An 11358-nucleotide genomic window follows, 5' to 3' on the forward strand; every position below is an offset into this window, starting at 1 on the left:
AGTATTGACCCTCGGTGCGCTGGTTGCGTGCCCTTCCCCGTGCGGCGCGCGAGCGTGCGCGCCCGGGGACCCATGAACGTGAATCCCTGAAATGTGCAGGACCGACGAAGGAGACCGCGGTGTACGCGATCGTGCGCGCAGGCGCCAAGCAGCAGAAGGTTGCCGTGGGCGACGTCATCGAGATCGACAAGGTCGCGACGGCCGCCGGTGACTCGCTCACCCTGCCGGTCGTGCTCGTGGTCGACGGCGAGACGGTGACCTCCGACGCCGGCAAGCTCGGCTCCGCCTCGGTCACCGCCGAGGTCGTCGGCGCCACCAAGGGCCCGAAGATCGTCATCCAGAAGTACAAGAACAAGACCGGCTACAAGAAGCGCCAGGGCCACCGCCAGAAGTACACCCAGGTGAAGGTCACCGACATCTCCCTGTGAGCTCCCGGCTCCAGGTCAGCGGACTGCAGCGAAACTAAGGACACGACATGGCACACAAGAAGGGCGCGGCGTCGACCAAGAACGGTCGCGACTCCAACGCGCAGCGTCTGGGCGTCAAGCGCTTCGGCGGTCAGAACGTCAACGCCGGCGAGATCATCGTGCGCCAGCGCGGCACCCACTTCCACCCCGGCACCGGCGTCGGCCGCGGTGGCGACGACACCCTCTTCGCCCTCGTGGGCGGGGCGGTCGAGTTCGGCACCCGCCGCGGTCGCCGCGTCGTCAACATCGTCCCGGGCGAGTGACCTGAGGCGACACAACCGTCGGTCGAGCTAGTCGAGACCAACCGAAGGGCGCCCCGCTACCCGGGGCGCCCTTCGTGATTTCCAGGAGAGAAGAACCATGGCCGTCCCCACCTTCGTCGACCGCGTCACGCTGCACGTCAGCGCCGGACGTGGTGGGAACGGCGTCGCCTCGGTGCACCGGGAGAAGTTCAAGCCGCTGGGCGGTCCCGACGGCGGGAACGGCGGCCCCGGCGGGTCGGTGATCCTGCGGGTCGATCCGCAGGTGACGACCCTCGTCGAGTACCACCACAGTCCCAAGCGGCGTGCCGAGCACGGCGGTCACGGGGCGGGCGGCCACCGCAACGGCGGCCACGGCTCCGACCTCGTGCTCCCCGTGCCCGACGGCACGGTGGTCAGCCTCAAGGACGGCACCGTGCTCGCCGACATGGTCGGCGCCGGCACCGAGATGGTCGTGGCCGAGGGCGGCCGTGGCGGCCTCGGCAACGCCGCGCTGGCCAGCGCGAAGCGGAAGGCGCCCGGCTTTGCGCTGCTCGGCGAGCCCGGCGACGAGCTCGAGATCGTGCTCGAGCTCAAGGTCGTCGCCGACATCGGCCTCGTGGGCTTCCCCAGCGCCGGGAAGTCCAGCCTCATCGCCGCCATGTCCCGTGCGCGTCCCAAGATCGCCGACTACCCGTTCACGACGCTGGTGCCGAACCTCGGCGTGGTCACGGCCGGCGACACCACCTTCACCGTCGCCGACGTGCCCGGGCTCATCGAGGGCGCCAGCGAGGGCCGTGGGCTCGGCCACGACTTCCTGCGCCACATCGAGCGCTGCGCGGCGATCGTCCATGTCATCGACACCGCGACCATCGAGCCGGGCCGCAACCCGGTCGACGACCTCGACGTCATCGAGAACGAGCTGAGCCGGTACGGCGGCCTCGAGGACCGGCCGCGCCTGGTGGCGCTCAACAAGGTCGACGTGCCCGACGGCCAAGACCTCGCCGACATCACGGTGGACGACCTGCGCGCCCGTGGCCTCCGGGTCATCCCGGTCTCGGCCGCCTCCGGTGCGGGCCTGCGCGAGCTCACCTTCGCCATGGCGGAGATCGTCCAGGCCGCCCGCGCGGCCACGCCGGTGGCCGAGGCCACCCGGATTGTGCTGCGGCCGGGGTCGGCCGACGGTGGCGAGGACTTCACCGTCACGCAGACGCACGACCCTTCGACAGGCTCAGGACAGCGAGGCTGGCGGGTCCGCGGCACCAAGCCCGAGCGGTGGGTGCGCCAGACCGACTTCAGCAACGACGAGGCCGTCGGCTTCCTCGCGGACCGGCTCAACCGGCTCGGCGTCGAGGACCGGCTGCTCAAGCTCGGCGCGGAGGAGGGCGACACCGTCCTCATCGGCCACCCCGACAACTCCGTCGTCTTCGACTTCCAGCCCGGCATGGAGGCCGGTGCCGAGATGCTCGGCCGCCGCGGCGAGGACCAGCGCTTCGACGAGTCCCGCCCCGCCGCGCGCCGCCGGCGCGCGATCGACGAGGCGATGGACGAGCGGGTCGAGGGCGAGACCCGCGCCGACGTGGCACGCCGCCTCGACCGCCCCGCCGGCCCCACGTCGTACGAGATCGGCACCGCGGAGGACCCCGACTGGCTCGAGGACGACCCGGGTGAGTGAGCCCGTGGGTCGGTCCCGGGCGGCCGTGACCGGCGCCCGTCGCGTCGTGGTCAAGGTCGGCTCCTCGTCGCTCACGACGGCAGCCGGGGGGATCGACCCCGAGCGGGTCCGTCGGCTGGTCGACGTGCTGGCGGCCGTGCGGGCGCGCGGTGTCGAGGTCGTCCTCGTCTCCTCCGGCGCGATCGCCGCCGGCCTGGCTCCCCTCGGGCTGCGCAGGCGGCCGCGTGGCCTCCCCGCGCAGCAGGCCGCCGCGTCGGTCGGCCAGGGGCTGCTCGTGCACCGCTACACCGAGGAGCTCGCCCGGCACGGCGTCGTCGCCGGGCAGGTGCTGCTCACGGTCGACGACGTGACCCGGCGGGCGCACTACCGCAACGCGCACCAGACGCTCGCGAAGCTGCTCGAGCTCGGCGTGCTGCCGATCGTCAACGAGAACGACACGGTGGCGACCTCCGAGATCCGGTTCGGCGACAACGACCGGCTGGCCGCGCTGGTCGCCCACCTCGTCCACGCGGAGCTGCTGGTGCTCCTCTCCGACGTCGACGGCCTCTACGACGCGGCGCCCTCCCAGCCCGGCAGCTCCCTGCTGAGCGACGTGGCCTCTGAGGACGACCTCGCCGCGGTCAGCATCGGCGGCACCGGCGCCGCCGGGGTCGGCACCGGCGGCATGCAGACCAAGGTGGAGGCCGCCCGGATCGCCACCGGCGCCGGCATCCCCGTGGTGCTGACCTCCGCCGAGAACGCCGCGGTCGCGCTGGCCGGCGACCGCGTCGGCACGCTCTTCCACGCGACCGGCCGACGGCGGCCGACCCGGCTGCTGTGGCTCGCCCACGCCACGGAGCCGAAGGGCACGCTGCTGCTCGACGCCGGCGCGGTCCGCGCGGTCACCGAGCGCCGGGCCTCCCTGCTGGCCGCCGGCATCACCGGCGTGACCGGCACCTTCCACGCCGGGGACCCCGTCGACATCGCCGACGACGCGGGCGCCCCCGTGGCGCGGGGGCTGGTGAACTTCGACAGCGAGGAGCTGCCGGGCCTGCTCGGACGCTCCTCGCACGACCTGAAGCGCGAGCTGGGCGCGGCGTACGAGCGCGAGGTCGTGCACCGCGACGACCTCGTCCTCCTCTGAGCCCGTGCGTCGCCTGGGCTGGTGGCTGCGCGACCACCTCGCGGCCGTGGTGCTCGCCGTGCTCCTCGTGCCGGCGCTGCTGCTGACGGCCGCCCGGCTCGTCGACGTGGCGTGGGGCCCGGCGGTGCTGGCGACGGCGTTCGCGCCCTACGCACTCCCGCTGTACGCCGCGGCGCTGGTGGTCGCGGGACTGGTGCACCTGCGCGCGCACCGGCGGACGCTGCTGTTGCCGGTGGTGCTCGGCCTGGCCGGCGTGGCGCTGCACGGCTGGTGGGTCGCGCCGTACTGGCTCGGGGGCCAGTCACCCGCGTCCCGGGACGCCGACTCCCTGGTGGTCGTGACCGCGAACCTCTACCACGGCGAGGGCGACGCGCTCGGGCTGGTCGAGCTGGCCAGCCACGAGAGTGCCGACCTGGTCGTCGTGACGGAGATGAGCGTCGAGGCGCTGGGGCGGATGCGGGACGCGGGCTTGGACGAGGTGCTGCCGTACTCCGCCGGCGCGCCGGACCCGGACGATCCTGCCGCCGGGACCGTGGTCTTCAGCCGGGTGCCGCTGTCGGAGCCGCGCCGCCTGGACACCGTGCTGGGCTCCTGGCAGGTCGACGTCGGCGGGCCGGGCGGCTGGCGCCTGCTCGGCGTCCACGCGTCCACCCCGCTCCTCCCCGACGACTGGCGACGCGACCACCGGGTGATCCGCCGGGCCGCGCTCCGGGCGGAGGCCGACCTCGTGGTCGGCGACCTCAATGCCACCCTCGACCACGCCCCGCTGCGGCTGCTGGTCGAGGACGGCTACCGCGACGCCTTCGAGGCCGCCAACGCCGGCTTCCACCCCACCTGGCCCGACAACGGCCTCGCTCCGGTCCTCGGCTTCCTCCGGCCCCTCGTGCCGATCGACCACGTCCTCCTCGGCGGCGACCTCGCCGCCCGGTCCGCGCGCACTGTGGCCCTCGGGGGCACCGACCACCGCGCCGTCGTCGCCGAGCTCGCCCCACAGTGACCTCCACCCCGGGCAGACCTGCCACGCCGACCGTGCAGGGCTCCCACCTCGACCGTGCAGGGCTCCCACGTCGACCGTGCAGGGCTCCCACGTCGTCGGGGTGGCGGGGGTGCGCCGTAGGCTGGGAGGCGTCATGACCCGCAGCACCGTCTACCTCGACCACGCCGCGACCACGCCGATGGTCCCCGCGGCGGTGGAGGCGATGACCAGCCAGCTGCTGGCGGTCGGCAACCCGAGCTCGCTGCACGCCTCGGGCCGGTACGCCCGGCGCGTCGTCGAGGAGTCGCGGGAGCGGATCGCGCAGGCGGTGGGCTGCCGGCCCGGCGAGGTGGTCTTCACCTCCGGTGGCACCGAGGCCGACAACCTGGCGCTCAAGGGCGTCTTCTGGGCCCGCCGCGCGGCCGACGGGCGCCGGACCCGGATCCTCACCACGGCGGTCGAGCACCACGCCGTCCTCGACCCGCTGCACTGGCTCGCCGAGCACCACGGCGCCGAGGTCGAGCTGCTCCCCGTCGACCGGTACGGCGTCGTGGACCTCGACGCGCTCCGGTCCTCGGTCGAGCGGGACCCGTCCAGCGTGGCGCTGGTCAGCGTGATGTGGGCCAACAACGAGGTGGGCACGCTCCAGCCGGTCGAGGAGGTCGTCGCCGCGGTCGCGCCCCACGCCATCCCCGTCCACACCGACGCGGTGCAGGCGGTCGGCCAGGTGCCGGTGGACTTCGCCCGCTCGGGGGTCGACGCCCTCACCCTGACCGGGCACAAGGTCGGCGGCCCGTACGGCGTCGGCGCGCTCGTCGTGCGCCGGGAGCTCGACGTCACCGCGATCGTCCACGGCGGCGGGCAAGAGCGCGACATCCGCAGCGGCACGCTCGACACCCCGGCCATCGCCGGGTTCGCGGCCGCCGTCGAGCTGGCCGTCAAGCACCAGGCCGACCACGCCGCCCGGGTCGCGGGGCTCCGCGACGACCTGGTGCGCCGGGTCGTCGAGGCCGTGCCCGACGCCCACCTCCACGGACATCCGAGCCGCCGCCTCCCCGGCAACGCCCACCTCGGCTTCCCTGGCTGCGAGGGCGACTCGCTGCTGATGCTGCTCGACGCCCGCGGCATCGAGTGCTCGACGGGCTCGGCCTGCTCGGCCGGCGTGCCCCAACCCTCCCACGTGCTGCTCGCGATGGGCTGTGACGAGGAGGCGGCCCGCCACTCCCTGCGCTTCACCCTCGGCCACACCAGCGCCGAGGCCGACGTCGACGCGGTGGTCGAGGCGATCGGCCCGGTCGTCGAGCGAGCCCGGGCCGCGCGCCGGTGACCCCCGTGATGATGGCGACGTCGACGGTGGCGCAGCGATGAGGGTCGTCGCCGCGATGTCCGGCGGGGTCGACTCCGCGGTCGCCGCCGCCCGCGCCGTCGACGCTGGCCACGAGGTCACCGGCGTCCACCTCGCGCTGTCGCGCAACCCCGCGTCGTACCGCTCCGGGGCCCGCGGCTGCTGCACGATCGAGGACAGCAACGACGCACGCCGCGCGGCGGACGTCATCGGGATCCCGTTCTACGTCTGGGACATGAGCGACCGGTTCCACGAGGACGTCGTCGAGGACTTCATGGACGAGTACGCCGCAGGGCGGACGCCGAACCCGTGCCTGCGGTGCAACGAGAAGATCAAGTTCGCCGCCGTCCTCGACCGCGCGCTCGCGCTGGGCTTCGACGCGGTCGCGACCGGCCACTACGCCCGGCTGCGCACCGGCGCCGACGGGCTGGTCGAGCTGCACCGCGCCACCGACGCCGGCAAGGACCAGTCCTACGTGCTCGGGGTCCTCGACCAGGAGCAGCTGCGGCACTCGCTCTTCCCACTGGGGGACACGCCGAAGACCGAGGTCCGTGCCGAGGCGGCCGCCCGGGGCCTGCTGGTCGCCGACAAGCCGGACAGCCACGACATCTGCTTCGTCGCCGACGGCGACAACGCCGGCTGGCTGCGCGAGAGACTCGGCGACCGCGCGCCCAACCACGGCGGCGACATCGTCGACGACGCCACCGGCGAGGTGCTGGGCCGGCACCAGGGCACCTACGGCTACACGATCGGCCAGCGCAAGGGCCTGCGGATCGGCCGCCCGGCCGCCGACGGCAGGCCCCGGTTCGTCCTCGACATCGAGCCGGTCACCGCCACGGTGCGGGTGGGCCCGCGCGAGCGGCTGGCGGTGCGCCACCTGCGGGGCATCCGTCCGCGCTGGTGCGGCACGGTCCCCACCGAGCTCGACGGCCCCGGCGTCACCGTGCAGCTGCGGGCCCACGGCGAGGAGCACCGCGCCCGCGTGAGCGTCCACGGACCTCGCGAGGAGCGGAGCGTGGAGGTCGAGCTGCACGACCCGGCGTACGGCATCGCGCCGGGGCAGGCCGTCGTCGTCTACGACGGCACCCGCGTCGTCGGCTCGGCCACCATCGCCTCGACCGACCGGGTGCCGGCATGACGCTGGCGACCGGCGTCGGCTCGCACCCCGGCGAGGACCAGGCGGCGTACGACGAGGCGCTGCGGGTGGTCCTCGGCGAGCTGGGGGAGCGTGGCGAGGGCAGCGGGCTGCCGTACCTGCCCGAGGTCCCCGGCCGCGGCGCGACCGCGTCGATGACCGGTCGCGCGCTGGCCGTGGTCGACGGGCTCGACGCGGACCTGCAGCCGGCCGGGTGGCGGCTCACCGGCTCCTCGGGTGCCCCGGGGATGGACCACCGCCGGGCGCGCAGCCTGCTCGGCCAGGACCTCGACGCGCTCGAGGAGCAGGCGCAGGGCTACCGCGGTCCGTTCAAGGTGCAGCTTGCGGGTCCGTGGACGCTCGCCGCGACCGTGGAGCGACCCCGTGGCGACCGGATCCTCGCCGACCACGGCGCCCGCCGGGAGCTGGCCCAGGCACTGGCCGAGGGGGTGCGCGCCCACGTCGCCGACCTCCGCCGCCGCCTGCCCGAGGTCGAGCGCCTGGTGGTGCAGGTCGACGAGCCGGTCCTGCCCGCCGTGCTGTCCGGGGCCGTGCCGACCGCCTCCGGCTTCCACCGGCACCGCAGCGTCGACCGGCCCGAGGTCTCGCAGGCCCTGGAGTGGGTCCTCGCGGCGGTGGCCGAGTCGGGCGCCGAGCCGTGGGTGCACGGGTGCGCGGCGGGGACGCCGTGGGCGCTGGTCCGTGGTGCCGGCGCCGTCGGGCTCTCGGTCGACCTCGGCACGGTCGACGCGGCCGACCACGACGCACTGGCGGAGGCGCTCGAGGCCGGCGACGCGGTCGCCCTCGGTGTGCTGCCCGGCGCCGGGTCGGCCGTCACGCCCGCCGGTCCGGTCGCCGAGCGGGTGCTGCGCTGGCTGGAGATGCTGGGCCTGGACCCAGGGACGGCGCCAGGCCTGGTCGTGGCGCCGGCCTGCGGGTTCGCCGGGGTCACCCCGGCCTTCGCACGGGACGCCCTGCTGGCGCTGCGCGGCGCCGCGGAGCGGCTCCGGGTCTGAGCCGTGGGGCTCAGCCGAGCCCGCGGGTGAGCGCCGCGACCCCCGCCACGGCGGCGAGGCTCACCAGCAGCACGACGACCGTGGGTCCGCCGCCTCCGGGCAGCCGGCGCCGGCCGGTGCGCGGGTCGACCACCGGCCGGTGGTGCCACTGCGCCGTCACCGCCGCGGTCGCGGCGAGCAGCAATGCGAGCGGCGCCGCCACGACGAGCGGTACGCCGTGGATGTCGCGCTCCTGCACGACGAGCGCGAAGACCACCATCGCGGAGAGGTAGCCGGCGGCGCCGCCGAGCAGGATGGCCAGCCAGGTCCACGCCCGCGGTGCGGTCCGGGCGCCGGCGACGGCTGCGGCGTACTCCTGTGGGGTGCCGAAGGCCTCCCACGGGTCCTCGCCGGTCTCGGCGACGTGGCTCTCGACCTCGGCGACGACCTCGGCGATCCGGTCGCTGGGCACCTCGCGGCCGCGCAGGGCCAGGAGCAGCTGGTGGGCGTAGCGGTCGACGTGGTGGTCTGTGCTCATCATCGGGCGCTTCCTTCCGGGGTCGCTGGGGGGTCGGCTGGTCTGCCGGTCGGCGGACCGACACCCAGCAGGGCGCCGGCCAGGGTCGTGAACTCGCCCCACGCGAGCGCACGCTGCGCGAGGTGCTCGCGGCCCTGCTGGGTGACGACGAAGGTCTTCCGCCCGGGGCCGCCCTCGCCGGCGCCCCAGGCGGAGGTGACGAGCCCGTCGGCCTCCAGCCGGCCGAGGACCGGGTAGAGGGTCCCGCCCTTCACCCGGCCCAGGCCCGCGTCGGCGAGCTCGCGCCCCACGGCGTACCCGTGGGTGCCGTGCTCGTGGCCGGCGACGACCGCGAGCACGCAGAGCGGCAGCACGCTGCGCAGCCACTCGCTGGGCCAGCCAGGAGGGTGCTCAGCGTGCCCGCGGGATCGGTCGGCCATGACTAGACCGTACCCCCGACTAGTCAGTGACACAACCTAGTCAGGGGCACGGGTGAGCGGACCGTGGGTCAGCCGACGTGGACCCCGCCCTCGGGTCCGTCCGTGGCCAGCTCGGTGTGCTTGACGTCCAGCAGCGTCCAGATCAGCAGGGAGGCGACGAGGATCAGCACCGAGCCCGCGAGGAACGCGGCCGAGGCGCCCTCGGTGAACGAGCCGCGGAAGAGGAGTGTGCCGAGCTCCTCCGGAGGCACGCGACCGGCCGCGGACCGGGCCAGCTCGGGGGCGAGGTCGTCGGCGGTCCGGTTGGCGAAGTGGAGCGAGACGGTGCTCAGGACCGCCAGGCCGAGGGCGCCGCCGACCTGCTGCATCGTGTTGAGGACGCCGGAGCCGATGCCGGAGTCCTCGGCCCGCAGGTGGTGGACGGCGGTGAGGGTCATCGGCACGAAGGTCAGTCCCATGCCGACCGACATCAGCAGGATGAACGGGAAGATCGAGGCCCAGTAGTTGAGGTCGGAGCCGACGAAGCCGCCGGAGCGGAAGCTGGCGAGGAGGTTGGCGGCGGAGTCGTCGACGTCGAGGCGGGAGAAGCCGAAGAGCGCCACGGCGGCCATCAGGGTGCCGGTGCCGGCGATGAAACGGGCGTCGATCCGGTTGACGAGGTTGGACGACAGGCCGGCGCCGAAGACGATGCCGAGCGAGAACGGCAGGAACGCGAAACCGGTCCGCAGGGGGCTGTAGCCGACGACCTGCTGGATGAAGAGGCTCAGGAAGTAGAACATCGCGAACATCGCCGCCGGCACCAGCATCATCACCAGGAAGCTGACCGCCCTGGTGCGGTTGCGGAAGATCCGGATCGGGAGCAGCGGGTGCGCCACGCGGGACTCGATGACCGCGAACGCCGCGAGCAGCGCCACGCCGGCGGCGAGCGAGGCGATCGTCGTGGGATCGCTCCAGCCGTGGGCCTGCTCGCCCGCCCGGGTGAAGCCGAAGACGAGGCCGAGCAGGCCGAGGGTGCCGGTGAGGGCGCCGGGCACGTCGAGCTCGCCGATGTGCGCCTCGGACTCCGCGAGGACGCGGGGGGCGAGCGCCGCGGCGACGAGGCCGATCGGGACGTTGATGAGGAACGTCAGCCGCCAGCCGCTCATCTCGATCCCGAACGCGCTGTCCAGCCCGGTGAGCCAGCCGCCGAGGATCAGCCCGACCGCCGCGCCGGCGCCCGACATCGCGGCGTACACCGCGAACGCCCGGTTGCGCTGGGGGCCGGCCGGGAAGGTCGTCGTGATCAGGGCGAGCGCCGCCGGCGAGGCGAGCGCGGCGCCGAGGCCCTGGAGTCCTCGGGAGGCGAGCAGCAGCGGCTCGTTGGTGGCGAGGCCGCCGAGGAGCGAGGCGACGGCGAAGACGGCGAGCCCCACCATGAAGATGCGGCGGCGACCGTAGAGGTCGCCGAGCCGGCCGCCGAGCAGCAGCAGTCCGCCGAAGGCGAGCGCGTAGCCGGTGACGATCCAGGTGAGGTTCGCCTCGCCGATGCCGAGGTCGTCGCCGATGTAGGGGAGCGCGATGTTCGCGATGGTCGCGTCGAGCACGACCATGAGCTGGGCGACCGAGATGAGCACGAGCGCCCAGCCCAGGTGGGGGCTGCGTGGCGCCGCGGTCTCGGCGACCGTGGTGGTGGGGTCGGACATGGGTGGTCTTCCTTCTCTCAGCAGCCGCTGGTGGCGGCGGGCAGGACGATCTGGTCGATGACGCGGGTGACGAGCTCCGGGGTCGGGGGCTCGCCGAGGACGAAGACGCGGTGGAGGACGATGCCCGGCAGGGCGGCGCCGAAGAGGTCGAGGTCGGCGTCCGGGCGGATCTCGCCGCGTTCGCGGGCCCGCTCCCAGACCTGGTGCGCCAGGGCCACCTTGGGGGCCAGCACCCGCTCGCGGAACGCGGCCGCGAAGTCCTCGTCGCGCGCCACGGCCGTCAGGACGCTGGCGAACAGGGCCACCTGTGTCGGCTCGATCAGGCCGGCCTCGTGGCCTGCGCCGCAGAACAGGACGCGCAGGTCCTCGCGGAGGCTCCCGGTGTCCGGGAGCTCCGTCGGAGCCTTGGTGGAGTGGACGGCGTCCACGACCAGGCCGGCCTTCGAGGTCCACCGGCGGTACAGCGTGGCCTTGGAGGCCTTCGCCCGCGCCGCCACGGCGTCCATGGTCAGCCGGTCGTAGCCGACGTCGCCGAGCACCTCGAGGGTCGCGTCGAGGACCTCCCGTTCCCGCTCGCCCTCGACGCGGGGGCGGGCGGCGTGCTCGGGCTCGGTCATGCGGCCTTCCCTTCACCTGGCGTTCACCTGGATGAAACGGAACCGTTTCGTTCCATCGACCGTCCAACCCGGCGGCCGGGCCGGGTATTCCACCGGTCTGGACCGGGCGGCTCGCAGGGCTCCCCGGGGGACGTCCGCGGCGGCGGG

General features: G+C 74.4%; 12 protein-coding genes. 8 read left to right on the plus strand and 4 right to left on the minus strand.

What is annotated here, in order from left to right; genetic code table 11:
* Positions 1-119 precede the first annotated feature (119 nt).
* From rplU to ACSMHG_RS05740, 8 genes are all read left to right on the plus strand, one after another.
* On the plus strand, positions 120-428 hold the full coding sequence (gene rplU, locus ACSMHG_RS05705; protein ID WP_435742521.1) for a 50S ribosomal protein L21: 309 nt from the start codon (positions 120-122) through the stop codon (positions 426-428).
* 47 nt (positions 429-475) lie between these two features.
* Complete coding sequence (gene rpmA, locus ACSMHG_RS05710) at positions 476-730, plus strand: 50S ribosomal protein L27 (RefSeq protein ID WP_435742523.1); 255 nt, start codon at positions 476-478, stop codon at positions 728-730.
* Positions 731-827: 97 nt separating this feature from the next.
* Positions 828-2381, plus strand: a complete 1554-nt coding sequence (gene obgE / locus ACSMHG_RS05715; RefSeq protein ID WP_435742525.1) for a GTPase ObgE — start codon at positions 828-830, stop codon at positions 2379-2381.
* Complete coding sequence (proB, locus tag ACSMHG_RS05720) at positions 2374-3504, plus strand: glutamate 5-kinase (protein ID WP_435742527.1); 1131 nt, start codon at positions 2374-2376, stop codon at positions 3502-3504. The genes obgE and proB overlap by 8 nt, the downstream gene beginning before the upstream one ends.
* Before the next feature lie 4 nt (positions 3505-3508).
* Positions 3509-4501: an endonuclease/exonuclease/phosphatase family protein gene (locus ACSMHG_RS05725; RefSeq protein ID WP_435742529.1), complete on the plus strand. Its 993-nt coding sequence runs from the start codon at positions 3509-3511 to the stop codon at positions 4499-4501.
* A gap of 133 nt (positions 4502-4634) precedes the next feature.
* On the plus strand, positions 4635-5807 hold the full coding sequence (locus ACSMHG_RS05730; RefSeq protein ID WP_435742531.1) for a cysteine desulfurase family protein: 1173 nt from the start codon (positions 4635-4637) through the stop codon (positions 5805-5807).
* A 37-nt stretch (positions 5808-5844) separates the two neighbouring features.
* The gene (gene mnmA / locus ACSMHG_RS05735; RefSeq protein WP_435742533.1) at positions 5845-6963 is read left to right on the plus strand and encodes a tRNA 2-thiouridine(34) synthase MnmA; all 1119 of its coding nucleotides are present in this window, start codon (positions 5845-5847) and stop codon (positions 6961-6963) included.
* Positions 6960-7976: a uroporphyrinogen decarboxylase/cobalamine-independent methonine synthase family protein gene (locus tag ACSMHG_RS05740; protein WP_435742535.1), complete on the plus strand. Its 1017-nt coding sequence runs from the start codon at positions 6960-6962 to the stop codon at positions 7974-7976. The genes mnmA and ACSMHG_RS05740 overlap by 4 nt, the downstream gene beginning before the upstream one ends.
* A 10-nt stretch (positions 7977-7986) precedes the next feature.
* Here the strand turns inward: ACSMHG_RS05740 and ACSMHG_RS05745 are convergent, their stop codons facing one another.
* The 4 genes from ACSMHG_RS05745 to ACSMHG_RS05760 form a co-directional block, all read right to left on the minus strand.
* Positions 7987-8496, minus strand: a complete 510-nt coding sequence (locus ACSMHG_RS05745; protein WP_435742537.1) for an HAAS signaling domain-containing protein — start codon at positions 8494-8496, stop codon at positions 7987-7989.
* Positions 8493-8912 carry a PadR family transcriptional regulator gene (locus ACSMHG_RS05750; RefSeq protein WP_435742539.1) on the minus strand — a complete coding sequence of 140 codons (420 nt, stop codon included), beginning with the start codon at positions 8910-8912 and terminating at the stop codon, positions 8493-8495. The genes ACSMHG_RS05745 and ACSMHG_RS05750 overlap by 4 nt, the downstream gene beginning before the upstream one ends.
* A 68-nt stretch (positions 8913-8980) precedes the next feature.
* Positions 8981-10594 (minus strand): MFS transporter, encoded by a 1614-nt coding sequence (locus tag ACSMHG_RS05755; RefSeq protein ID WP_435742541.1) that lies wholly within the window; start codon positions 10592-10594, stop codon positions 8981-8983.
* 17 nt (positions 10595-10611) lie between these two features.
* Positions 10612-11211 carry a TetR/AcrR family transcriptional regulator gene (locus ACSMHG_RS05760; RefSeq protein WP_435742543.1) on the minus strand — a complete coding sequence of 200 codons (600 nt, stop codon included), beginning with the start codon at positions 11209-11211 and terminating at the stop codon, positions 10612-10614.
* Positions 11212-11358 lie beyond the last annotated feature (147 nt).

Source organism: Nocardioides ureilyticus, from assembly GCF_051280745.1.
Classification (GTDB): domain Bacteria; phylum Actinomycetota; class Actinomycetes; order Propionibacteriales; family Nocardioidaceae; genus Nocardioides.